The 24703-nt window shown below is 50.1% G+C and carries 20 protein-coding genes; 14 read left to right on the top strand and 6 right to left on the bottom strand.

The annotated features are described in order from the left end of the window. Positions 1-59 precede the first annotated feature (59 nt). The 9 genes from AC5FXQ_RS03000 (at position 60) to AC5FXQ_RS02960 (ending at position 8386) form a co-directional block, all read left to right on the top strand. A complete protein-coding gene (locus tag AC5FXQ_RS03000) occupies positions 60-650 on the top strand; it encodes an adenylate kinase (protein ID WP_493601007.1) in 591 nt (196 codons plus the stop codon). Between the two features lie 113 nt (positions 651-763). Then, positions 764-1756 carry a GTPase ObgE gene (gene obgE, locus AC5FXQ_RS02995; RefSeq protein ID WP_493601006.1) on the top strand — a complete coding sequence of 331 codons (993 nt, stop codon included), beginning with the start codon at positions 764-766 and terminating at the stop codon, positions 1754-1756. Positions 1757-2408: 652 nt separating this feature from the next. Continuing rightward, positions 2409-2975 carry a nucleotide exchange factor GrpE gene (locus AC5FXQ_RS02990; protein WP_493601005.1) on the top strand — a complete coding sequence of 189 codons (567 nt, stop codon included), beginning with the start codon at positions 2409-2411 and terminating at the stop codon, positions 2973-2975. 3 nt (positions 2976-2978) lie between these two features. Continuing rightward, positions 2979-4127 (top strand): molecular chaperone DnaJ, encoded by a 1149-nt coding sequence (gene dnaJ / locus AC5FXQ_RS02985; RefSeq protein WP_196118145.1) that lies wholly within the window; start codon positions 2979-2981, stop codon positions 4125-4127. 197 nt (positions 4128-4324) lie between these two features. Continuing rightward, on the top strand, positions 4325-5236 hold the full coding sequence (locus AC5FXQ_RS02980) for an ABC transporter ATP-binding protein (RefSeq protein ID WP_299987142.1): 912 nt from the start codon (positions 4325-4327) through the stop codon (positions 5234-5236). Further along, positions 5229-6566 carry an ABC transporter permease gene (locus tag AC5FXQ_RS02975; RefSeq protein ID WP_493601004.1) on the top strand — a complete coding sequence of 446 codons (1338 nt, stop codon included), beginning with the start codon at positions 5229-5231 and terminating at the stop codon, positions 6564-6566. Before AC5FXQ_RS02980 ends, AC5FXQ_RS02975 begins: the two co-directional genes overlap by 8 nt. An 86-nt stretch (positions 6567-6652) precedes the next feature. Next, a complete protein-coding gene (locus tag AC5FXQ_RS02970; RefSeq protein WP_493601003.1) occupies positions 6653-7015 on the top strand; it encodes a DUF2513 domain-containing protein in 363 nt (120 codons plus the stop codon). Between the two features lie 50 nt (positions 7016-7065). Further along, positions 7066-7896 (top strand): ChaN family lipoprotein, encoded by an 831-nt coding sequence (locus AC5FXQ_RS02965; protein WP_493601002.1) that lies wholly within the window; start codon positions 7066-7068, stop codon positions 7894-7896. A 10-nt stretch (positions 7897-7906) separates the two neighbouring features. Next, on the top strand, positions 7907-8386 hold the full coding sequence (locus AC5FXQ_RS02960) for a hypothetical protein (RefSeq protein ID WP_493601001.1): 480 nt from the start codon (positions 7907-7909) through the stop codon (positions 8384-8386). 68 nt (positions 8387-8454) lie between these two features. Here the strand turns inward: AC5FXQ_RS02960 and AC5FXQ_RS02955 are convergent, their stop codons facing one another. Then, positions 8455-8802 carry a HesB/IscA family protein gene (locus AC5FXQ_RS02955; RefSeq protein WP_076422951.1) on the bottom strand — a complete coding sequence of 116 codons (348 nt, stop codon included), beginning with the start codon at positions 8800-8802 and terminating at the stop codon, positions 8455-8457. Positions 8803-8958: 156 nt separating this feature from the next. On the opposite strand from AC5FXQ_RS02955, the gene AC5FXQ_RS02950 reads away from it, so the two are divergent. Then, positions 8959-9492 (top strand): DUF7935 family protein, encoded by a 534-nt coding sequence (locus AC5FXQ_RS02950; RefSeq protein ID WP_493601000.1) that lies wholly within the window; start codon positions 8959-8961, stop codon positions 9490-9492. 37 nt (positions 9493-9529) lie between these two features. Here AC5FXQ_RS02950 and serA read toward each other — a convergent pair whose 3' ends face one another. From serA to AC5FXQ_RS02935, 3 genes are all read right to left on the bottom strand, one after another. Beyond that, a complete protein-coding gene (gene serA, locus AC5FXQ_RS02945; RefSeq protein ID WP_493600999.1) occupies positions 9530-11422 on the bottom strand; it encodes a phosphoglycerate dehydrogenase in 1893 nt (630 codons plus the stop codon). A 498-nt stretch (positions 11423-11920) separates the two neighbouring features. Next, positions 11921-13069: an N-acetyl-alpha-D-glucosaminyl L-malate synthase BshA gene (gene bshA, locus AC5FXQ_RS02940; RefSeq protein WP_493600998.1), complete on the bottom strand. Its 1149-nt coding sequence runs from the start codon at positions 13067-13069 to the stop codon at positions 11921-11923. Between the two features lie 69 nt (positions 13070-13138). Continuing rightward, positions 13139-16090, bottom strand: a complete 2952-nt coding sequence (locus tag AC5FXQ_RS02935) for a serine hydrolase domain-containing protein (RefSeq protein WP_493600997.1) — start codon at positions 16088-16090, stop codon at positions 13139-13141. 361 nt (positions 16091-16451) lie between these two features. On the opposite strand from AC5FXQ_RS02935, the gene mutL reads away from it, so the two are divergent. The 3 genes from mutL to AC5FXQ_RS02920 all read left to right on the top strand — a co-directional run bounded on the left by mutL (position 16452) and on the right by AC5FXQ_RS02920 (position 20149). Continuing rightward, positions 16452-18275, top strand: coding sequence for a DNA mismatch repair endonuclease MutL (mutL, locus tag AC5FXQ_RS02930; RefSeq protein WP_493600996.1), 1824 nt, complete (start codon positions 16452-16454; stop codon positions 18273-18275). A 126-nt stretch (positions 18276-18401) separates the two neighbouring features. Then, the gene (locus AC5FXQ_RS02925; protein ID WP_230392155.1) at positions 18402-19163 is read left to right on the top strand and encodes a rhomboid family intramembrane serine protease; all 762 of its coding nucleotides are present in this window, start codon (positions 18402-18404) and stop codon (positions 19161-19163) included. A 68-nt stretch (positions 19164-19231) separates the two neighbouring features. After that, on the top strand, positions 19232-20149 hold the full coding sequence (locus AC5FXQ_RS02920; RefSeq protein WP_493600995.1) for a rhomboid family intramembrane serine protease: 918 nt from the start codon (positions 19232-19234) through the stop codon (positions 20147-20149). A 78-nt stretch (positions 20150-20227) separates the two neighbouring features. On the opposite strand, the gene mdh is transcribed toward AC5FXQ_RS02920, so the two are convergent. Together mdh and tilS are read right to left on the bottom strand one after the other, a co-directional pair. Further along, positions 20228-21169, bottom strand: a complete 942-nt coding sequence (gene mdh, locus AC5FXQ_RS02915) for a malate dehydrogenase (protein ID WP_007653210.1) — start codon at positions 21167-21169, stop codon at positions 20228-20230. A gap of 227 nt (positions 21170-21396) precedes the next feature. After that, positions 21397-22728: a tRNA lysidine(34) synthetase TilS gene (tilS, locus tag AC5FXQ_RS02910; RefSeq protein WP_493600994.1), complete on the bottom strand. Its 1332-nt coding sequence runs from the start codon at positions 22726-22728 to the stop codon at positions 21397-21399. Positions 22729-22849: 121 nt separating this feature from the next. Here tilS and AC5FXQ_RS02905 point away from each other — a divergent pair, with 121 nt between their 5' ends. Continuing rightward, positions 22850-24670: an OstA-like protein gene (locus AC5FXQ_RS02905; RefSeq protein WP_493600993.1), complete on the top strand. Its 1821-nt coding sequence runs from the start codon at positions 22850-22852 to the stop codon at positions 24668-24670. Positions 24671-24703: the final 33 nt, after the last annotated feature.

Genomic DNA, 24703 nt, shown 5'->3' with positions numbered 1-24703 from the left:
ATTATTGAACAATACATCGATTTTATACTTAAATTTGTTTTTTATCATAAATCAAAGATATGCTCAACATCGTTTTGTTTGGCCCTCCTGGTGCTGGTAAAGGTACGCAAAGCCAAAAGCTGATAGATAAATATAACCTGATCCACCTTTCTACTGGTGATTTGCTCCGTTCTGAAATTGCCGCTGGCACTGAGCTGGGTATGAAAGCCAAGTCGTTGATGGACAATGGTATACTGGTTCCAGACGAAGTGGTGATCGGCATGATCGAGAACAAAGTGAAGGAGCACAGCCACGCAGGTGGTTTTATCTTTGACGGCTTCCCTCGTACTGTGCCTCAGGCGCAGGGCCTGGATAAGCTTCTGATGGATCACGGCACCGAAATTTCGTGCATGATCGCGCTGAAAGTAGACGATGAAGAGCTGACTAAGCGTCTGTTGCTTCGCGGTGAGACTTCAGGCCGTCCGGACGACCAGAACGAAGAGCTGATCCGCAAGCGCATACAGGAGTACAACACGAAAACCACGCCGGTGGCTGATTACTATGCAGGCCAGAACAAATACTGCGCAGTAGATGGTATCGGTGAAATTGAGGAAATCTTCGCAGATCTTTGCGAGCAGATTGACTCGCTGAAAGAGAAGCAGCAGAAGTAACAGCCCAAAGCGGCTTTCTTTAGACTTCATACAGAAAGGTATAAGCAAACCGGAACTTTGATGCTCCGGACTTGCTTATACCTTATAATTTATACCTATTAGCATTACCTACATTGGCCCAATCCAACTTTATTGATTACGTAAAAATCTGTTCCCGCTCCGGTCACGGTGGCGCCGGATCTGCGCACCTGCACCGCGACAAACGCACTGCCATGGGTGGCCCTGACGGCGGCGACGGGGGCAGAGGAGGCCATATTATCCTGCGTGGCAATGCCCAGCTTTGGACTTTGCTGCACCTGCAGTACCGCAAGCACGTAATTGCCGAAAATGGCCAGAACGGTGGCCCAAGCCACTCTACAGGTGCGCAAGGCAAAGACGATGTGCTGGAGGTTCCACTTGGAACAATTGCCCGCAATGCCGAAACCGGCGAGTTCATGTGCGAGATCACCGAAGACGGACAGGAGATCATCCTGACGCCGGGTGGACGTGGTGGCCTTGGTAATGCCCACTTTAAATCACCAACTAACCAAACGCCGCGCTATGCTCAGCCGGGGGAACCAGGTATAGAGGAGTGGGTGATTCTGGAATTGAAGCTTTTGGCCGATGTTGGTTTGGTAGGTTTCCCGAATGCCGGCAAGTCTACTTTGCTTTCGGTGGTATCGGCAGCTAAGCCGAAAATTGCCAACTATGCCTTTACCACGCTGGAGCCTAATCTGGGTGTGGTTGCTTACCGTGACTACAGATCCTTTGTGATGGCCGACATTCCGGGTATCATCGAGGGTGCTTCGGAAGGAAAAGGCCTGGGCCTGCGCTTCCTGCGCCACATCGAGCGAAACTCCATGCTGCTGTTCATGATTTCGTGTGACAGTCCGGATATAGCTGAGGAGTACAAGATTCTGGTGAACGAGCTGCAGACTTACAACCCGGAGCTACTCGACAAGAAACGCATATTGGCTATTACAAAGTCCGACATGATTGACGACGAGCTGGAAGCTGAAATGCGCGAGACCTTGCCAAAAGATCTTCCAACGGTGTTCATCTCCAGCATGACGCAGAAGAACATCACCCAATTGAAAGATATGATCTGGTCGGCGCTTAACTCGTAGTCCACCAGTCTTCATACAAATACAGATCGGTAGAGGCTGCAGAGCTTACTACCGATTTTTTTTGAGGTACCAGCCGGGTGCTGATTGTTAAAATGTTGTTTTTGTTAACGTAGCTAAGGCTGTTGCAGGTATAGCTGATGTGCTATTGCATAGCTGGCTTTTCGCCTGTGCGGCGGGCACTCACTTTTTTCCTTGATGAAAAAAGTAAGCAAAAAAATCAAGACGCTCCAAACTCGCTGAACGCTCAAACAGTGGAGCGTCGCAAAGCGCACCTGGCACTGTTGCTTGTTTCATTGTGAGCGTGCGAGTTAGCCTTGCTATACCTGCCAGTGGTGTGTAACCAAAACTACTGCTCTTCTACCTTAGAACACGCTTTGGAGGAAAATCCCCTCTCGGGAGGGGCAGGGGTGGGTTAATCGTACACGAAAATCCTGCCGATCCTTTTTAATTTTCAAAATCCTGATTCAGACAGTTTTCAGGTGTAGCTAAGGAAAGCGGGTGGAAAATGTAATAAGCGCCAAATCAAAGCACCCAACAATTTAACAATCCAACAATCCACAATTAAATAAATGTCAATCTGACACAAAAACAGAATTGGCAAGACAATTGAAAAGACAAAGTAGACCTATCAACCTATAATTCTTAAGGCATTATGTCAGAGAAAGATATCAAGAAAGAGCAGGAAAACACAGAACTAGAGGATAACACTGCCAATACAGAAGAAAACAACGGACAGGAGCAGGCGGAGGAGACAGTAGAAGAAACTGGCTCTGAAACCAAAGTTGAAGCCGAATTGGCAGAAATGAAAGACAAATACATCCGTTTGATGGCAGAGTTTGAGAACTTCAGACGCAGAACTGCCAAGGAGCGCATGGACTTGCTCAAAACAGCCAACGAAGACCTGATGAGCGAACTGTTGCCTGTACTGGATGATATGGAGCGTGCCCGCCAATCGATGGAGGCAACTAAAGATGTGGATGCGATGTTGCAGGGCCTGGAGCTGGTGTTCCATAAGCTGAAGCACGTAACGCAGCTCAAAGGTTTGAAGCCAATCGTGATCAACGCTGGCGACGACTTTGACAGCGATCTGCACGAGGCGGTAACACAAATTCCGGCACCATCAGAGGAACTGAAAGGCAAAATAGTAGACGTAATCGAGAAGGGCTATACCTTGAATGAAAAGGTGATCCGCTTCGCGAAAGTTATCATAGGAGCTTAAGCAATGGCTAAGAGAGATTATTACGAGATTTTAGGAGTAAGCAAAGGAGCAAGTCAGGAGGAGATCAAGAAGGCTTACCGTAAGCTCGCCATCAAGTTTCACCCCGACAAGAACCCCGACGACCACACGGCGGAAGAAAAGTTTAAGGAGGCGGCTGAAGCTTACGAAGTATTGAGCGACCAGCAGAAGCGCCAGCGCTATGACCAGTTCGGTCATCAGGGCATGAACGGCGGCTTCGGCGGCGGAGGTGGCATGAACATGGAAGATATCTTCTCCCAGTTCGGCGACATCTTCGGTGGCGGAGGTGGCGGCTTCGAGAGTTTCTTTGGTGGCGCTGGCCGTCAGGGTGGCCGACGCACCCGCAAAGGCAGCAACCTGCGCATTAAGCTAAAACTCAACCTCGAGGAAATTGCCAACGGCGTTGAGAAAAAGATAAAAGTTAAGCGCTATGTAGCCTGCGGCACCTGCGGCGGCAACGGTGCCAAGAACGGAACTGAAATGCAGACCTGCGGCTCTTGTCAGGGTTCAGGTCAGGTACGCAAGGTAGTTAATACCATGCTCGGCCAGATGGTGAGCACGGCAACCTGCCCTACCTGTAACGGCGAAGGCCGTATCGTGACTAAAAACTGCGAAGCCTGCCACGGTAGTGGACGCGAACTGCAGGAAGAGGTGATCACGATCAATGTGCCGGCGGGCGTAATGGACGGCATGCAGCTCTCGATGAGCGGTAAAGGCAACGTGCCGGAGCGTGGCGGTGTACCGGGTGACTTGCTGATTCAGATTGAAGAAGAGGAGCACCCAAGCCTGAAGCGCGATGGAAACAACGTGATTTTTGACCAGTACATCAGCTTTATCGATGCTGCACTGGGCGCTGATATTGAAGTGCCGACGATCGGTGGCCGCGTGAAGATCACGATCAAGCCGGGTACACAGAGCGGCGAGATTTTCAGACTGCGTGGCAAAGGTGTGAAAGACATCAATGGGTATGGCAAAGGCGATCAGCTGATCCACATCAACGTGTGGACGCCAAAGACGCTGAGCAGCGAGGAGCGCGCTACGTTGGAGCGCCTGCGTGACTCCAACAACTTCGCACCGCACCCGGGTAAGAGCGATAAGGGCTTCTTTGAGAAAGTAAAAGACTATTTTCAGTAAGCCTCACCGCGACTAGATAAACAAAAGCCTGCCTTTTCAGTAGAGAAGGCAGGCTTTTTTATTGCCACTATAATGCGGCACTCGTATTTGGTATAGCCTATACCTGCGTTAGTCGATTAAGTATAGTGCTTTATTGATATTGCTTGTCACTCAGCCCTAAAAAGGCTATTTTTGAACATACCAAAAGGTTAACAGCATTGAGCATTCTTAAAATAGATGGCGTAACCAAGCGATACGCTAACCACACTGCCCTTGACAACGTCAGCTTTGATATACCTGCAGGCTGTATTTTCGGCTTGCTGGGCCCAAACGGTGCCGGTAAAACATCCCTGATCCGCATCATCACTCAAATTACAGGTGCCGACTCAGGTGAGATATACTTCAAAGGCGAGAAACTGCGTCCGTCGCATATCAAGGATATGGGCTATTTGCCTGAAGAGCGCGGACTGTATAAGAAGATGAAGGTAGGGGAGCAGCTGCTATACCTGGCTCAGCTCAAAGGCCTGACGAAAGACGAAGCCATAGCCCGCATTAAGGAATGGGTGGCCCGCTTTGAGATAAAGGAATGGATGAATAAAAACATCGAAGACCTTTCCAAAGGGATGCAGCAGAAAGTACAGTTCATGGCCACTGTCATGCACCAGCCTTCCCTGATCATTCTTGATGAGCCTTTCTCTGGTTTCGACCCCATCAATGCTAACCTGATTAAAGATGAGATTTTGCGCCTGCGCGACAACGGTGCGACCATCATCTTCTCAACACACCGCATGGAGTCGGTGGAGGAGCTTTGCGATAACATCGCCCTGATCAACCGCTCACGCAAGGTGCTTGATGGACCGGTACGCGAAATTAAAGACACTTACAAGACAGATACTTACCAGGTGATCGGCAACGGGCAATTGCTGATTACGTCACCTGACTTTGAAGTGCTGGAGCAGCATGACAACCACGGTGTGTTCCGGGCTTCCATCCGCCTGCTCGATGGTGCTTCGCCAAATGACCTGCTGCGTTACCTGATTCAGCGTGTGGAGGTGCACTCTTTTGTGGAGCTGGTGCCGAGTATCAATGACATATTTATCCGAAAAGTAAAAGAAACCTACCATGCATAAGATCTGGCTCATTATACAGCGCGAATACCTGACACGCGTGCGGAAGAAAAGCTTCATCATCATGACCTTCCTGACACCGCTGTTGCTGGCCGCCTTCATGGTTATACCTGCCTGGCTCGCCACTATTTCGGACAGTGAGGATGTGGTGATGGTGCTGGACGAGAGCGGGCACTTTGCAGATAAGCTGGAAAGTCGCGAGGACCTGAAAATTATCCCGATAGCTGCCGGTTCGCTGGAGCAGGCCAAAATGGCTTACCAGGAAACAGACTACACAGCACTGCTGCACATCCCGCAGCTCGACCTTGACAAACCCGAAGGTATACGGCTCTATTCCAAAAAAAATACCAGTCTGCAGGTAAAGTTCAGGCTGGAGAATATGCTCGAGAAGGAAATTGAGAGTCAGCGCTTTATGGCCTCAGGTATAGACCGCGACATGCTCAACAAAATGAAGGCCAACATTACCATGACCACCGTGAACCTGAGCGAAAGTGGGGAGCGTGACAGCAACGTTTGGGTAACGTCCGGAGCTGGCATCATTGGGGCCGTGATTATTTACTTCTTCATTTTCCTGTATGGCGTGCAAATCATGCGTGGCGTGATTGAGGAGAAAACCAATCGTATAGTGGAGGTAATGATTTCATCAGTGAAGCCTTTTCAGCTCATGATGGGCAAGATCGTAGGTATAGCCGGTGTAGGCCTGACGCAGTTTCTGCTATGGGTGGTACTGTCGGCCATCGTGGTGAGCGGAGTGCAGGCAGCCTTTGACATCAAACCAGCGCCTACCCCAATCGAGCAGATGCAGTCGGGACGTGCCATGGCAACAGGTGAAGAGGAATCTGCTGAGACAGAAGAATCAAGCCAACAAAATACCTTATCCGAAGTGAGTAGCGCCATCTCTAACCTCAACTTCCCGCTCTTGTTAGGCAGTTTTCTGTTCTACTTCCTGGGCGGCTACCTTTTGTACGGTTCCCTCTTCGGAGCCATTGGTGCGGCTGTGGACAACGAGACGGACACGCAGCAGTTCATGTTCCCGATCACAATCCCGCTCATCATCTCTTTCATCATGTCCTACACGGTGGTGATACAGAATCCGGATGGGCCAGTAGCTTTCTGGATGTCGATCATTCCGTTTACATCTCCAATTGTGATGATGGTGCGTATCCCATTCGGCGTACCTGCAAGCGAACTCCTGCTTTCAATGGGGCTCCTTATTCTAGGCTTCATCTTCACCACCTGGATTGCCTCCAGAATCTACCGGGTAGGTATACTGATGTACGGCAAGAAAATCAACTACAAAGAGCTGTCGAAGTGGTTGTTTTACAGAGTATAGCCACTCAGGTATAGGTATAAAATTAGCATAGCTGGTTCTTCGGAGCCAGCTATTTTTTTGTAACTTGATAGGGGAAACGTAATATTATGAAAAGAGATATTGATCTTATTAGGCAGATTCTTATAGAAGTAGAAAAATCTACCTCATTAAGTAGGAGTTTTAGTTTATCAATAGAAGGTTACAATGATAAAGAGGTAAGCTATCATGTTAAGCTATTATTCCAAGCAGGATACATAGAAGCTGATTATGTGTCTTGTAGAGAACTTGAAGAATGGAAACCAATAAGTTTAACATGGAATGGGCACGAATTTTTAGACGCCGCGAGAGATAATAACATTTGGAATAAAGCTAAATCGAAAGTAGGGGATAAACTGCCAACAGTTGGATTTGAAATGCTAAAGTCAATTTTGAATATCTATGTGAAGCAACAATTTGGGCTTGAAGCATGAAGAGGATATACCTAATAGCCTACTTAATGCTTTTAATGGGTTCAATTACTATGGCTCAAAAAAATGACAAACCCGCCTACCAACTCTTCACGGCAAAGGGCAAGCCGGTAAAGTATAGCAGAATGCTGGAAGAACTGCAGAAAGCTGATGTTGTGCTGTTTGGAGAACAGCACAACGACCCAATCGCGCACTGGTTGCAATTAGAAGTAGCCAAAGACCTGCACAAGGCTCACCAGCAGCGCTTTGCCATAGGAGCCGAGATGTTTGAAGCCGATGTGCAACTGGTGCTGAATGAATACCTGTCGGGGCAGGTGGCGGAGAACAACTTTGAGCAGGAATCGCGGCCATGGAATAATTACAAAACTGATTACCGACCTGTGGTACGTTTTGCGAAAGAAGCAGGTATACCTTTCATTGCTACCAACGTGCCGCGCCGTTATGCCGCCATGGTATCAGCTGGCAGCCTGAAGGCGCTGGAGAATGTGTCGCCAGACGCTAAGTGCTATATCGCACCACTGCCCGTGCAGGTCGATATGAACCTGCCGGGGTATAAAAATATGCTGGCTATGTTCGGCGGCAGCACCCACGGCAACACCAAAAGCGAAAACATTGTGCAGGCACAGGCCCTGAAAGATGCGACCATGGCTCATTTCATCCTGCAGCAGGTAAACAGCGGCAGTAAAATGCTGCACCTCAACGGCGCCTACCACTCCGATAATTTTGAAGGTATAGGCTGGTATCTGAAGCAGGGAAATCCTCAACTCAAAACAATGACCATCACCACCGTGCTACAGGAAAACCTGGGCAAACTGACAGAGGAGCATGTGCAGAAGGCGGATTATATACTGGTCGTGCCAGCGACTATGACGAGAACGTATTGAGAGCGTGCTTATGCTGATAGGTACATTTTCCTGGATGATTTTCCTTATAGCAGCCTTTGCAGGACTCTGTGTCGTGAGTTCTTACAAGGTCAAGCCTGTAATGGAAAGGTATGGACTTGGAAAATTTACAGCGTGGGTTGTTGCATTATCTTTCATCCTTTTGAGTTTCCTGTTCATTTACTCCACAAGCCTTGTGGTCTGGCGATATTACCCTGATGTAAAATTCAATCAAACGGGATGGTGGGCAGAGCCGGATGAAAGGTATAAGATGACGGATGATTTAATAGCTCGCAAGCTACTTGTTGGAAAGACAAGACCAGAAGTTGAAAAGTGGCTGGGTACAACGGGTAGAGAGAACCAAAGTAATGCACGGTGGAAATATTATACAGGCCGGCTGCCAGGTCCGTTTTCTCTATTGCCTCATGTCATTGATGTTGAATTCAGGGCAGATACAGTAGTGAATGTTATACAGTATGACGATCGCCATTGATAAAACAACAAAGCCCGGCCAACTGGCCGGGCTTTGTCTTTCTAAAGAGAAAGAAGGTGCTTTCTATCTTATGCAGAGAATGAGCTGCCGCAACCGCAGGTGCTCTTAGCCTGTGGGTTGTTGAAAACGAAACCACGGGCGTTCAGGCCGTCCTGGAAATCAACTTCCATACCCAGTACATACATTGCATGTTTCTTGTCCATGATCAGGTTCAAACCTTCGAGCGTGTAGATCTCGTCAGAGTCCTTTGCCTTGTCAAAGCCCAGCAGGTAGGACATACCAGAGCAGCCACCGCCTTGCACGCCAATGCGCAGGCCGTATTCAGCAGGTACGTTTTTCTCTTGCATTATATTTTTAACTTCAGCCAGTGCTTTTTCAGTAAGCGCTATAGGTGCAGTTTTTGTCTCAGTTGCCATAGTTCGTTCAAATTTGAAATGGAGTCGCAATTTACGCAATTACTCGCAATTTTACTGCGGCTATCCGTTGTATTAGCTAAACAGCTGTATCCAGAAAATGATTCATGCCAACCTAAATTAATTTTTCCCGATATTTAAGTTTCAAAACAATCGCAAATGGAAGAAGGAACCAATATTATACTCGACATACTCAGAATTTCTATACCTGCCATTCTGGTGGCCGCAGTAGCTTACTCTATGCTGAAAAAGTTCCTGGAGCGGGATTACAGACTGCGCTTGCTGGAGCTTCGTCACAAAAGCGCTGAGGTCGTGACGCCCATCCGGCTACAGGCCTATGAACGCATTGTGCTGTTGCTGGAGCGCATTACGCCAAGCAACCTCCTGTTACGGGTGAGTGGGGGGGGCCACACAGCCGCCGAATACCACCGCATCCTGCTCACTGAGATCCGAAACGAGTTTAACCACAATATGTCGCAGCAGGTATACATGACCGAGCAGGCCTGGCAGCAGGTAAGGCATGCCCGCGAAGAAGTTGTGAACCTGATCAACAAATCTTTCCAAAGCCTCGACGAAAAGGCAAAAGGCACGGAACTAGCCAAGCGCATTCTGGAAAACGTGCTCAACAACGAAATCGACCCAACGGCCAAAGCCATCAGTTATCTGAAGCAGGAGATCGGGCAGGTGTTCTAACTTAGAAAGCTGAGAAGGTGGAATTTAAGGCTCTACCTTAGTACAAAATCCTGAACTTGATCGTAGCCGGTACCCGCTTCATCTCCTCGATCACTTTCTTGTCATATAGCTTGTCGATGTCTGTGATCACGTAGCCGATCTGTTCATTGGTTTTCAGGTACTGGCCTAATATGTTGACTTGATTTCCAGCCAGTACGCTGTTGATATTAGCGAGTACGCCCGGCACGTTCTTGTGGATGTGAATCAGGCGGTGGGCATTCTTAAGCTCCGGCAGCTGGATGTTCGGAAAGTTTACACTCTGGTAGCTGTTGCCAGTGTTGATATACTCCATAATGCGGCTTGGTACAAATGTGCCGATGTTCTCCTGCGCCTCCTGTGTGCTGCCGCCGATGTGCGGGGTCAGGATGACATTGGGCAGTCCACGCAGTTCGCTTACAAACTCCTCGTCATTGGTGGCCGGCTCATACGGGTACACATCCACCGCCGCGCCGCGTACCTTACCTGATTTAATAGCCTCTACCAAAGCCGGCAAGTCCACGATATGGCCACGGCTCAGGTTCAAAAAGATGGCCCCGTCCTTCATGGCGGCAAATTCTTCTGCTCCGAACATACCCTGGTTGCTGGTGCGACCGTCTACGTGCAGACTCACAATGTCGGCTATTTCAAGGAGCTGTTTTAGCGTTTCGCATTTGCGGGCATTGCCGAGCTGTAGTCTCTCAACCACATCGTAGTAGTACACCACCATGCCCAATGCCTCTGCCAGCACCGACAGTTGCGCTCCAATACTGCCGTAGCCGATTATGCCCAGTTTTTTGTCACGTACCTCTACGCTGCCGGTAGCAGACTTATCCCAGATCCCCTGGTGCATTTTAGTGCTTTTGTCAACGGCATTGCGGCAAAGCATGATAATTTCACCGATGGCCAGTTCCACTACGCTACGGGTATTGCTGTAAGGCGCATTAAACACGGCCACACCGGCATCCAGGCAGGCGCTCAGGTCGATCTGGTTGGTGCCGATGCAGAATGCACCGATGCACATCAGTTTGTTGGCATGCTCGAGCACGCGCTTCGTCACCTGCGTTTTAGAGCGTATACCCAGCACCGATACATTCCTGATCCGCTCACATAGCTCATCCTCACTCAAAGCTCCCGATACAGTCTCGATCTGGTAGCCCTCACGCTTGAATAACTCGACGGCTTTGGGATGTACGTTCTCCAGCAAAAGCACCCGAATGCGGTTTTTAGGATAGGAGATCGCCATCGGCAGTTTGTGCTGGTAGAGGAACTCGTCCAGACTTGGGGCCACGTCGTCGGCTTTCGCTACTACACTGTCGCGCACCACGTTTTCGGTGAAGGCATAGAACTTGTTGGCCAAACCCGCTTCCTTAATCTCGTAATCGGTATACCCATCGCCCAGCACATACACATCACCCTCCAGCGCCAGCTCCTCGAGTAGCTTTATCTTACCCCGGTCCAGGCACAGCAGGTTCTCTTCATCAAAGCCAATGATGTTGCCTTGTTCGTCAAACCTGAAGGTATTGGCGTATATGTTTTCTTCCTTGATGCCATACTCGGTCACGATCGGGGTGATAAACTCCTTAAACCCGCTAGAAACGATCAGGATGTGGTCGGCATAGGCCTGGAAGAATCCTTTGTTGCGCTTGATGGAGTCCGAAACCTTGGTCTGCAAAAGCTGGATTAGCGGCTTCAGATGCCGGCGGTTCGCCTTGAGTAAAGCCAGCCGTTTGGATAAGCCTTCGGTAAACGAACTTTTACCCTCCATGGCGCCATTAGTCAGATCCTTAATTTGCTGCAGGATCTCGTCCTTGTTCTCCTCACCCGCCAGACTTATTTCGCCCAGTTCATCCAGTGCCTCTACCTGTGTAAAAGTGCTGTCGAAGTCGATGATGTAGTACTTGTCTTTTGCCATAGTTTGGTCGGGTAAGGTAATAGGGTTTATTAGGTATAGCTTAATATTTAGCTCTCGCTCGCCTCTGGCGAGCGAGGGAGGGTGAGTTACTTAGACTTTTAATCACGAGCGAGGACGCCCGCGCTATATTAAAGTTAAAATTCCCCTCTTGAGAGCAGGGTCGTTTCATTCTAAAAAAATAGACCCAAATATTCTGTCATTCTGTAAAGAAACTTGGTTGAAATAGAGGGCTCCTACCACCGGGAGATTAAGCCTATGCTACTGGCGGGGGTAGGGGCCCTCTTTACCAGGATCCTTACAGGATGACAAAAAAATAGAATGAAACGACCCTGCTCTTGAGAGGGGGCAGGGGTATATCATTCATCTTCCAATCCAGATCCTTCCTTACGTTGAGATGACAGCAAAGAATTACAGGGTGGCGCACCAAAGTAAATATAAGGCATAAAAAAATCCGGCAACAGGTATAGCGGCCGGATTTTTCTACAATTTATTTCTGATCTACAACGGATTGCCAGTTTCAGCCAGTTGCGCATCGATGATGCGCTGGTAGAATTGCTCGTAGAGCGGCACGATCTTATCGATATCAAAATAATGAGCACGGGCCAAAGCATTTGCCTTAAAGGTCGGCAGGTTGGCGTCGTCGAGGATGTGCAGGGCGTTTTTCACCATGTCATCCACATCGCCCACTTCGCTTACGAAGCCGGTTACGCCGTGCACATTGAGTTCAGGTATACCGCCGGCGTTGGTTGAGATAACAGGTACTTCGCAGGCCATCGCTTCGAGTGCGGCCAAGCCAAAACTCTCTTTCTCGGAAGGCATCAGGAACAAGTCAGCAATAGACAGCACTTCCTCTACTGCCTCAAGTTTACCTAGGAAACGCACGTCATTGCAGATCTTCAGGTCGCGGCAAAGCTTCTCCATTTTAGGGCGCTCAGGGCCATCACCGACCAGCAAGAGCTTCGATGGCATCTGCTCGCGTACCTTGGCAAAAATCCGGATGACATCTTCCACACGCTTCACCCCCCTGAAATTTGAGGTATGTACCAACAACTTCTCGTTGTTTGGACTGATGGCCGCCCGGAAGTGCTCTTTCTTCTGGCGCTTGAATTTTTTCAAATCAATGAAGTTTGGAATCACCTCAATGTCTTTCTCGATCTGGAAGAACTCGTACGTTTCGGTGCGGAGGCTCTCCGAAACAGCTGTTACGCCATCTGACTGGTTGATGCTAAATGTTACCACCGGCTCAAACGAAGCATCCTTGCCCACCAAGGTAATATCTGTGCCATGCAGGGTGGTGATAACAGGTATGTAAATGCCTTTGGTGCGCAGGATCTGTTTGGCCATGTACGCCGCCGACGCATGCGGTATGGCATAATGCACATGCAACACGTCAAGCTTCTCAAAACGGGCGATGTCTACCATTTTGCTGGCTAGTGCCAGTTCGTATGGCGGGTACTGGAAGAGGGGGTAGTTCGGGATGTATACCTCGTGGTAGGAAACATTCTCGTTAAAAAAATCCAGTCGGGCTGGCTGGCTGTAGGTGATGAAGTGCACCTGGTGACCTTTTAGCGCCAGTTCCTTGCCGAGTTCTGTGGCGACCACGCCGCTTCCCCCGAAGGTAGGATAACAAACTATTCCGATTTTCATGGTTTTATGCTGAGGAAACAACAAGTGCAGCCCTATGCGGAGCTGCACTTGTAAAAGTATCCTTTTTATTTAAGTTTTAGGTACTATCGCTTTATAGATCACATCATGTATACGGGTGCGGATGTTGTACTTCACGAGTTTGGAATTGCTCGCATCCGGGTATACTCTGTTGGAAAGGAATATGTAAATCAGTTGGTTATCAGGGTCTACCCAGGCGCCTGTTCCGGTAAAGCCTGTGTGGCCAAAGGTCGCTTTTGAGGCAAGATTCGACGTTGGGCCATTACCGTCAGGGTCTGGTTTGTCCCAGCCCAATCCGCGGCGACTCGTGGTCGATTGTCTTTTCGCAAACTCGCTCACCACCTCCGATTTGTAGAACTGGTGTCCGCCGTACTTGCCGTTCTGCAGGTTCATTTGCATGAGTATAGCCAGGTCATTGGCGTTTGAGAACAAACCGGCATGGCCACCCACGCCACCCATCATGGCAGCACCCTGGTCATGTACCGTACCCCAGATCAGGTTCTTGCGGAAGTAATTGTCATCTTCGGTTGGTACAATCACATCGCGCTGGTGCTTCAGGAGCGGGTTATAGGTCATAGTGCTCAAACCAAGCGGACCGTAAAAGTTCTGATCCATGAACTCGTTCAGCGGCTGGTTCAGCAAACGCTCCGACATCCGCTTGAGGATGTAGAACCCAAGGTCGCTGTACTGATAGTCGTACGTCTTGGCAGTCTTTGGCTTCACCAGCAGCGGCGAACGTACCGTCCAGGCCCACAGCGAATCTTCCATCGATTTGATGGAATAGATGCCTGGCACCACTTCGTTCGGAAACACATCATTCTGAGCGCTGGCGTAGAAGGTCTGGTTCAGTTGCAGCTTGTCGAGCGTTTTCTGCCAGTGCGGTATACCTGCCCGCAATCCTGACTGGTGGGCCAGCACATCGCGAATCACCAGGTTGGCCTTATTAGTACCTTTCAGCTCCGGCAGGTAAGTCGATACTTTCTCGTCCAGGTTGATCTTGCCCTGATCTTTGAGGAACATCACCGCCTGCAGCGTAGCCGCCACTTTGGTGATAGAAGCGATGTCGTATACTGTGTTATTGGTAACAGGCTTTTTCTTGTCGTAGGTATAGTGGCCGTATGATTTGTTGAAGATGACTGTACCGTTCTTCACCACCAGCACCTGTGCACCCGGCGTTGCAGCATAGGCAATAGCTTCGGTGGCAATGTTGTCGATCTGCGCCAAGGTCTTGGAGTCCATCCCTACACTCTCAGGCGTGCCGTACTTCAGGCGTCCGAGGGCAGGAGTTGCTATACCTGTTCCTGCTTTCAGGGTAGCCGAAGCCGTTACAGGTAATTTGCCTTTGGCGGCGCGGGCACCAAACAGCACCTGCGGTACCAGCGACTGCGAGGTAGGGTTGTCTTCGTAACCGGCTACCAGCCACTCACTCTGGTCGAAGAACTTCAGGCTGTAGGCATTGCCAAACACAGCTACTACGACTTTCTTATTGGTGCTCTTCTGTAGGTATTGCACAAAAGCACGCGTGCCCAGCCCAATTCCAAAATCCCTGAAAGGCGTATTGTTCATGCCATGCACGCTCACTACCACCACATCATGGTCCTGCAGCTTAGGTATAAGCTTGGTAAAGGCGGAATCAGGGGCAAAGCGGTCTTTGATGTTAAACTTGGTCACAGGAGCGTAATTGCCCAGTGTCTGCTGGAACACACTGTTCGGACCCGTACCGATGGCCACCGATGCAATGCTCAGCGTATCAAGGTTGCGGAAGGGAATGAGGTTGGCCTTGTTGCGGGCTACCGTTACGGCATGTTCGTACAGCTGCTCCTGCACCACATTGCTCAGCGGACGATCCACATCCTGCTGTAGATTCGTCAGCGATACCGGCTTGTAGTTGTTCAGACCAGCCCAGTACTTGGCATGCAAGATCTTGCGCACACGCTGGTCAATGTCTTCCTGCTTAATTTGCTTGGCTGCGATAGCTTCGTTGATCTTACGGATAGCAGTTGGCACATCCTCCGGGAATAACAGCACGTCGTTACCAGCCATTAAGGCCTTCAGATCCACTTCGCCGGGCTTGTAGAAGCTGCTCACGCCTTTCATGTTCAGGGCGTCAGTGAAGACAAGGCCCTTATATTTCATTTTTTCTTTCAGAAGCCCTGTCACGATTGGCTTAGACAGTGTGGCCGCCTGATTTTTAGTGGAGTCGATCTTAGGCATGTGCAGATGCGCCACCATCACGCCCATCACACCGGCCTCAAATGACTTATGGAAAGGGTATAGCTCCACCTCCGAAAGGCGCTTCATGTCGTGGTTTACCACCGGGAGAGTCAGGTGGGAGTCGGTGTCGGTGTCGCCGTGGCCGGGGAAGTGCTTGGCAACGGCAATCACGCCGTGGTCCTGCAAACCTTTGATGTAAGCTACACCGCGGCGGGCCACTTCCTCTTTGGTTTCGCCGAAAGAACGGTTGCCGATCACCGGGTTAGCTGGATTCACGTTCACGTCCAGTACAGGCGAGAAGCTCACGTGCACGCCCATACGCTTCATCTTGAGCGCAATCTCGCGGCCCATCAGGTATATGTACTTGTCGTCGTTGAGAGCGCCCAGCGTCATTTGCTTGGCGAAGTGCATGCTGCTATCGAGGCGCATGTTCAGGCCCCACTCGGCGTCCAGGGCGATTAATGCGGGTACTTTTGCCTTGCTTTGGAAGCGGTTGGTCAACTGCGCCTGCCGCACCGGGCCGCCCTGCATGAACATAATGCCACCCACATTATAGCGGGCTACAAGGGTATCGATCTGCCGGAAGTGTTTTTCGTCTTTGTTGGAGTAGGCTGCCACCATAAACAGCTGGCCGATACGCTGATTCGGAGTCATGGATGTGAAGACACTGTCTACCCAACTTTGCTCTTTCGAAGCCACAATAATGTTGTCTGACGGTGTCAGTGACATCAGCGGTCCCATTCCGAGAAAGATAAGTATAAGTAATCCTAAGCTAAAACTCTTCAACATCCTGTACTGGTATTATTATATTGGAACAAGTCGAAATTAAGCCTATTTTTGCAGAAGGCGGTTCAAAAAACGAGAAAAATTATTTCCAGTCTTTTTGCCCCTGACAGGCGGTATAGCGGATGGCCTTTGTAGGTGCTAACGCCTCAGGAGCCACAAGCCATACGTCGGTCTCTTGTTAAAATCAGAATCCAGACTCTCTTCTAATTTTCGACCCATTTCGCAACTGGTCTGTAAATTAGTAATAAAATTTGTTCTGAATAAGTTCTGTTTTGACAAAATAGTATATTCAAAAATCCGACCGTTTTTATTAAAAACGCAAGATTTTGCATAGAAGATACCTAAATTGAATTAGAAATAGCGGATGTCCGATATTATACACTTATTGCCTGATTACCTAGCCAACCAGATAGCCGCTGGTGAAGTGGTGCAGCGGCCTTCATCGGTGGTAAAAGAACTGCTGGAGAACGCCATTGACGCCCGTGCCACAAGCGTGCAGCTGATCGTAAAGGAAGCTGGCAAGCAGCTGGTGCAGGTAGTGGACAACGGTATCGGCATGTCGGAAACCGACGCCCGCATGTGCTTCGAGCGCCACGCCACTTCTAAAATCAAGTCTACAGAAGACCTGTTCCGGATCCGGACGATGGGTTTCCGGGGTGAGGCCATGGCCTCCATCGGGGCGGTGGCGCAGGTAGAGCTCAAAACCAAGCCGCACGGTGCCGAAACGGGTACCCGCTTGCTGGTGGAAGGCTCCACGGTGGCCGCGCAGGAACCAGCTGCAGTAGCTGCTGGTACCTCCATTGCTGTCAAGAATCTCTTCTATAACGTGCCGGCCCGCCGCAATTTTCTGAAAACGAACGCGGTGGAAATGCGGCACATACTCGACGAGTTTCAGCGGGTGGCCCTGGCTTACCCGGAAGTGGCCTTTACACTGCATCACAACGATGTGGAGATCTTCAGTCTGCCGGCCGGAAAGCTGAGCCAGCGCATTGTGGGCGTGTTTGGCAACAACTACAAAGAGCAAATGGCCGGCTGCGAAGAAGAAACGCCCTTTATGAGCGTGCGTGGCTACATCGGCAAGCCTGAGTTTGCCAAGAAGACCCGTGGCGAGCAATTCTTCTTCGTAAACAACCGTTTTATTAAGAGCGGCTACCTCAACCATGCCGTGATGACGGCCTACGAAGGACTGCTGCCAAAAGACAGCCACCCTTTCTATGTGCTCTTTATCGACATTGAGCCGGAGCGGATCGACATTAATGTACACCCGACCAAGACCGAGATCAAGTTCGAAGACGAGAAGACAGTGTACGCCATTGTGCATGCTGCTGTGAAGAAATCGCTTGGGACGCATAACATCGCCCCTTCGCTCGATTTCCAGAGTGACGTGAACTTTGCGCCGCTGCAGCCGATCCGGATGCCGCATGGGGGAGAGGGTTTTGAGAAGGAAGGCATCTTTCAGGGCTTTAAAGTGCCGGCCTCACCTAAAAAGGCCAACGTTAATGGCTGGGAACAGCTCTACGAGCCGCTGCGCGATACCAAAACTGCGCAAGAGGAAGAGCGAATCACATCGCCATCCGGTATGGGTTTGCTCGACGATACTTTTGCCGCGCCTATGACCACGTCCAGCAAAACTTTGCAGGTACATCACAAGTACTTGTTGGTGCAGGTAAAGTCTGGTGTGATGATCATTGACCAACAGGCGGCGCAGGAGCGGATTCTATACGAAAAGTACATGGCCTCGCTGCAGAAGAAGATGGTGACCTCGCAGGCGCTTCTTTTTCCGCAAACCATCGAGCTCTCACCCGCCGATTCAGCTTTGGTAAAGGAGCTCCGGGCAGAGTTTCAGGAGTTGGGCTTCCAATTCGAGGACTTTGGCGGCAACACCATCATCCTGAACGCTATACCTGCCGATGTGCAGGCGGCCAACGAAAAAGAGCTGCTTGAGGAGCTGATTGAACAGTATAAAAACAATCTGGCCACCCTCAAGTTGGATAAACGGGAGAACCTGGCCCGCGCCATGGCCAAACGGCTGGCCTCCAAACTGCAGCCGCGCATGTCAGACCTTGAGATGAACTCACTCGTAGACAAGCTGTTTGGCTGCGAAGTGCCCAACTACACCCCCGGCGGACAGAAGACGCTGGTCATCATGGAGCTCGGTCAGTTGCATGAGCTCTTCCTGAAGGGGTGAATTGAATTGTTAAATTGTTGATTGTTAAATCGTTGATTTTGGTTTTCGGGGCGTAGTCTCAGGTATAGCCAACAGGTATAGCGATCAACTCGACAAAAAGAAGATAAGATGTTCAATATAACCCCCATGGTCAGGAACCTCCTGATCATCAACGTGGTCGTATTTATACTGCAGGCAAATGGTGTGTTCGACTACCGACAATTTGCGCTGCACCATTTTGCCTCTGATTATTTTCAGCCGGTTCAGATTTTCACACACATGTTCCTGCATGGCGGCTGGGCGCACTTGTTCAGCAACATGTTCAGCTTGTTCATATTCGGGCCCTTGCTGGAGCGTTTCTGGGGCTCACAGCGCTTCCTGGCCTTTTACCTGATCACAGGTCTGGGGGCCAGTATGCTTTACTCCGGTGTACGGGCGTATGAATTGAATACAATTGAAACCGAGGCGGTGCAGTACATCGAAAACCCGACGCCAACAGGCTTTTATAACTTTATGGAGTCTCACTACTCAGGTGGGTATGAGAAGCGCTTTGCCATTGAGTACCAGCGCAATCCAGATAATGAAGGTTATATCGCAGAAAGTAAGAAAGCTGTACGTGCCGTCTTCAATCAAACTTTCAACATGCCCATGCTGGGAGCATCTGGCGCAGTATTTGGAATATTGATGGCGTTTGGGATGTTGTTCCCAAATCTGGAGCTCTTCCTGCTCTTTCTGCCCATACCTATAAAAGCCAAATATTTTGTACTCCTGTATGGGGGCTACGAGCTCTATGCAGGCTTTAACCGTATACCCGGCGATAATGTGGCGCACTTTGCGCACCTCGGCGGTATGTTATTTGCGTATATTCTTATAAAAATGTGGCAACGCAACGATTATCAGGATACGTAATAGTAAAACAACAAGTATAAGATAGAAAGGCACCAAAGCCTTCCCGCTCTTTTCAGCTAACAGGTATAATGAGTATTATCCAAGACATAAAAGACTCTTTCCGGCAGCCGAACAACACCCTGAAGCAGCTTATCCTCATCAACGTCATTGTTTTTGTGGTACTGATCACGCTCCGGACGGTGTTGTTCCTGACCAGTAGCAGCTGGGCTTACAGTGGCTTGATGCGTTTTATCGCACTGCCCTCTGACACGCTCGTTTTCATTACCCGCCCCTGGACGATTATTTCGTATTTCTTTACCCACGAAGGTTTTCTGCACATTATCTTCAACATGCTCAACCTTTACTGGTTCGGGCAGCTGATCAGGGAGTATCTGGGTGAAAAAAAACTGCTGAGCCTCTACATACTGGGGGGTATAGCTGGTGGTTTGCTCTACATCCTGAGTTACAACCTGATTCCATACTTTGCCGATCGCGCCGCATATGCCGTGATGATCGGTGCCTCAGCCAGTGTGCTGGCGGTGGTGGTAGCGGCAGCTACGCTGATACCGAACTATACCTTCAACTTGCTCATCATTGGTCCGGTGCGCATCAAGTACATCGCTGCCTTTCTGGTGATTCTATCTATTTCCGGAGCGATTGGCGACAATGCCGGTGGTAACATCGCCCACTTGGGTGGCGCCCTCTTTGGCTGGCTATTCATCAAGCAGTTGCAGCGCGGCCGCGACATGGGACGTCCGTTGCATGGTACCATGGATTTTTTCACCGGTCTGTTTAAGCGCCGTCCGAAACTGAAAGTAACGCACCGGCAGAAAGCGACTGTGGGGAATAATGGCGCCCGTAACAACTCTGGTTACCACACTGGTTATGCCGGCAAGCCAAGCCAGATGGAGATCGACCTGATCCTGGATAAGATTTCGGTTTCGGGTTACGAAAGTCTCTCGAAGGAAGAGAAGCAGAAGCTGTTTCAGGCGAGTCAAAAAGATTGATATCGCACAAAAGATAAAACAAAAGCGCCGCTCCTTTGCAGAAGCGGCGCTTTTCGTATCAATAAGTAGGTATAGCGATTAAGCTTTGGCGGCGTTGATGTTGTCAAGCGCGTCCATTACTTCTTTCACGTGACCGCGGGAAGTTTCCAGCAGTTGCTTCTCGTCTTCGTTCAGTTGCAGTTCGATGATTTTCTCGATACCGTTTTTACCCAGGATTACCGGAACACCCAGGTATACGCCATCGATGCCGTACTCACCTTCCAGCTTCACGCAAACAGGGAATACACGGCGCTGGTCGCGTACGATCGCCTCTACCATCTGAGCAGCTGCAGAACCTGGTGCATACCAGGCAGAGGTACCCATCAGTTTCACCAATTCACCACCACCGTTCTTAGTGCGGTCAACAATAGCGTTCAGTGTTTCTTCGTCGATCAACTCAGTTACAGGTATACCGCCAACCGTTGTGTAGCGTGGAAGTGGAACCATAGTGTCGCCGTGGCCACCCATCAATACCGCCTGGATGTCTTTTGGAGATACGTTCAGAGCCTCAGCCAGGAATGCTCTGTAACGAGCCGTGTCCAGGATACCAGCCATACCCATTACACGGGTGCGTGGCAGTTTAGAAGTGATGTGCGCTGCATAAGTCATCACGTCAAGTGGGTTAGAAACCACGATGATGATGGCGTCAGGCGAGTGCTTTACGATGTTCTCAGTTACCGACTGCACGATACCGGCATTGGTTGAGATAAGGTCATCGCGCGTCATACCTGGCTTGCGCGGCAGACCAGATGTGATCACTACCACGTCAGAACCAGCAGTCTTGCTGTAATCGTTGGTTACGCCAACAGTGCGCGTGTCGTACAGGTTGATGGGGGCTTTCTGCCAGATATCAAGCGCTTTGCCCTCAGCAAAACCTTCTTTAATATCCACTAAAACTACTTCGTTCGCGATTTCGCGGTAAGCCAATACATCGGCGCATGTTGCACCCACGTTACCAGCTCCAACTACGGTTACTTTCATTGTAGGATATACTTTAATTATGGTTTGAGATTCGGTTTACTTCCGTAAAATTAGAAAAATCTATTATTAAAAGCGTGTTTAGTAGCAAGTATCACGACACACATTGCACGATTTTTCATATTCAAGGCTTCAAACAAAAATAAAGTGACTGTCTTCCTGAAACAGAAATCTGCTAAGAGGCGCCTCACTCTAAACGTCTACACTAAAATTCTGCTACTTGATATGTGCTACGATGTACGTTTTAAAGAAATTTCCAGCACTTGTTCTGTCTTCTCCGTCACTTTATAGCGGTTGTCAAGTCGTTGGCCAGCTATCCAGACGATAGACTGGTCAGATACCAATACCAGCGTTTTTGCTTTAAGGTTGGCCGGAATCTTCTTGTCGATCAGAAAATCACTGATTTTTTTCTTGCCGTTCATACCCAGCGGCACAAACCAGTCGCCTTCCTGCCAAGGGCGCAGTTTCAGCGGGAACTTAAGCAAGCCCGCATCCAGGGCAGCCACATACGGTTTGGTGTTGAGCTTATACGCACTGGCCGGTACGTAGCATAGGCTTAGTTGCACGTGTTCCTCGTCCACTTCCGTCTGGCCTTCTGCTATGGTCACACTCCCAAAGCGGCTCAGGTTACGCGGGGTGATCACAAGTTGGTCGCGGTCCTTTATCAGGGTATGGCTAGGCGAGTCAAACTGTTTACCGGATAGACCTTCCAGTGCCTCTACCAGCTCCAGCACCACAGTATAGCTGAAGTTGAAGGGACGCAGCAACTCGTGTAGCACCACCGGCAGGCCTGTCGCGTTCTGCAGTGGTACCAGCGACAGGTATACGGCGTCATCGGCCTCTTTTATAGTTTGCTGGCGCAGGTTGTCGATGTAGGCGTGCACAATGGCTTCGGCCTGGCTCACCCGCTCGGCTGTGTGCTGCATGGTCTCCTCCAGGTTGGGGTTGATTTCCTTGAGCACCGGAATTACCTCGTGGCGGATTTTGTTGCGTTGGTACTTGGTCGTCTCGTTCGAGGTGTCTTCACGCCAAATCAGCCGTTGCTCGGTTACAAAATCGAAGATGTCGTCTTTGGTGACCGTGAGCATCGGCCGGATGATATGGCCGTTCTTAGCAGGTATACCATGCAGGCCCGCTATACCTGTGCCCTTGGTTAGGTGAAGCAATATGGTCTCTGTCAGGTCGTTGCTATGGTGTGCCGTGGCGATGTAGTCGTAACCTTCCTGTTGGCGCACCTGTTCAAACCAGGTATAGCGCAGTGTGCGGGCGGCCATCTGGATCGAAAGTTTTTCCTGCGCGGCAAAGGCACGGGTGTCGAAATTTTCGGTATAAAAGGGTACATCGTACTTTTTGGCTAGCTTTTTGGCGAAGAGTTGGTCTGCCTCGGCGTCTTCGGCACGCAGCCCGAAGTTACAGTGTGCAATGGCAAAGGTATACTTGAGCTGGTGCAGCACTTCGCAAAGCACGATCGAGTCGATGCCGCTGCTCACGGCCGTCAGTATTTTGCTGTTGGGCTCGCAAAGGTTGTGTGATTGTATGAAACCGGAAACTTTCTGTAGCATAAGGCAGCGGCTGGTATATTTTTTATAATTTTGAAGTTAAGATCAGGCAAAGGCCACAGGTATAAGAAACGTTGAAACGAGATCTCCCCCCTGGCAGGCCATTGTCTTTTGTCCATAAAGCATGAACATCACAAAATTAGTTTATTCTATTCTGTTTACGCTATTGTCGCTGACAGTTTTGGCGCAGGAGCAACAGCAGCAGAAACCTCCGGTGAATCCGCGACAGGCGACGCAGCAAGTACGGCCTCAGCCGCCCAAGATTGTGCCGCAGCAACAGCCACAGCAGGCCCCTCCACAGCCCCGCATGAACCAGCAGCAGGAGCCTGCGCGTACGGGGCAGACGCCGGTCCAGCAAGGTCCTCAACAGCAGGATCGTGTGCAACTGGAGAGTGCTGATGACCTGATTGGTACAACGATCAATGGGAGACGTGTGAATAAGCTGATTGGGAATGTGATCTTTAAGCAAAAGGAGACGTTTCTGTACGCCGACTCTGTGTACCAATACCGGGACAGTGAGATACTGGAGGCATTTGGCAACGTGCGCATCAACCAGGCGGATACTGTTACCATGACCGGCACGAAGGCCATTTATGACGGTGCAAAACGCACTGCCAGAATGAGCGGTGGTGTGACCATGCAGGACCCCCGCATGACACTGACGACGCCTACGCTTGATTATAACCTGGAAAACCGCACGGCAGTCTATACGGAGGGTGGAACCATTGTAGACCCCGAAAACCGCTTGCAGAGCCAGCGCGGTACTTACGACACCAATACCAAAGTCTTTACTTTCCAGCAAAATGTAAAAGTGTTCTCGGCAGACTATGAGATCACGGCGCAGAACATGCGCTACAACACTGAAAGCAAGGTGGTGTACTTCCAGGGACCAACCTTCATCAAAGGCCAAAACGGTGATCTATACGCAGAGCAGGGTACTTATAATACCATCACCAAAGTATCCCGCTTTGGTCGCAATGCCTATATCGTGACGCCGGAGTACCGCTTGGGAGGGGATGACCTGTACTATGACGAAGCCCGGGGCTATGGGGAGGCTAAAGTGAACATGACCATGCGCTCGCTCAAAGACGACGTGACCATACGTGGGCAAGTCGGCCGCTACTGGCGCGATCAGGGGGTAGCCAAGGTATGGGGCAGTCCGGTGATGGAATCGATCATGGATGGCGATACCTTGTATATGGCCGCTGATTCGCTGATTTCGCAGGAGGCCAAGGTAGATGGGCAGCCAAGTATGCTGTTTGCTTTCAACAATGTGAAGATCTTCAAGTCAGACTTGCAGGGCACCTGTGATTCACTGAGCTACAACCGCACCGACTCGCTGATGTACATGCACCGCAACCCGACGCTGTGGAGCGAACAAAGCCAGATCGTGGGCGATACTATCCGCATTCACATGCGCAACAAGACCATCGACAAGATGTACATTTTCAGCAATTCCTTTATTACGTCTGAAGACTCGCTTCAAAATTATAACCAGGTGAAGGGCCGTAACATGGTGGCGCATTTCCAGAATGGGCGTATGCGACGGGTGAATGTGAACGGCAATGGCGAGAGCATCTATTTTGCGCTGGAGGGAGATTCGGTGCTGACAGGTATGAACCGGGCCGTGTGTAGCGACATGGTTTTGAATTTTGCGGAAAATAAACTGAAATCTATTTCGTTTCTTGTAAATCCGGACGCAAAGTTCATACCGCCGCACGAGTTGCAGGCCTCTGAGCGACGGCTTGAAGGATTTGCCTGGCTCGAAGAGCTCAGACCTGATAAAAAAGAGGTGCTGGCTCCGCGCGAACCGGTGAAAGTGCCAGATGTGCCTACTAAAGCTGCTGTTCCTGCCAAAGGCAAGACATCTGGTAACAAAGCAGGCCAGACGCCAGCTAAAAAGCCTGCTGCAGGGGCTGCCAGGCAGTCGCCGGCCCGCAAGTAAACACGCTATATTCACACTTGTAAATCACAGGGA

The organism is Pontibacter sp. LHS1 (assembly GCF_058932855.1).
Note: the sequence above shows the minus strand (reverse complement) of the source record. Positions and strands in the feature narration are given on the sequence as shown.